The sequence below is a fragment of the Oceanospirillum sediminis genome (assembly GCF_014164585.1).
Lineage (GTDB): Bacteria > Pseudomonadota > Gammaproteobacteria > Pseudomonadales > Halomonadaceae > Oceanospirillum > Oceanospirillum sediminis.
This window is the reverse complement of record NZ_JACJFM010000155.1, coordinates 1-425: the sequence shown is the minus strand read 5'-3', so window position 1 is coordinate 425 and position 425 is coordinate 1. Positions and strand designations below refer to the sequence as shown.

1 protein-coding gene is annotated in these 425 nt (G+C 34.6%); it reads right to left on the bottom strand.

Going from position 1 to position 425, the window contains the following annotated elements; all coding sequences use genetic code 11:
- A partial coding sequence (locus tag H4O21_RS28210) for a PKD domain-containing protein (RefSeq protein WP_182812485.1) occupies positions 1-425 on the bottom strand: 425 nt, incomplete at both ends.

Here is a 425-nt window from a genome sequence, read left to right as displayed (position 1 = left end):
GTATCAACATCACATTGCACTAATTCTTGATTTTCAATCAAGTTAGGTAATCCATATATCTTAATATCTTTAGCAACTGTTATTGGACAATTGTTAACAGTAACTGTGGCTTGTACTTTATAGTTTCCTGGCGCTGAGTAAATATGTTGAGGATTGGTAAGGTTTGAAATATTTCCATCTCCAAAATCCCATACTGCTTCCGTAATTTCTCCATAGGTATCAACTTCCATAGAAATAGGTTGTCCCAAACACCCACTTTCTACTATTATCCTAGTTCTAAAATAAGACTGTATAAATGTTGGAAGTCCAAGCCTAGATTCTCCACTAATTAAATCTATAGAATTATGCACATAATTGGCACGAACACCTAAAACATTAGGATTGTTTAATTGTCCAAGAGATGACGTTCCTGCATTCTCGCTTAC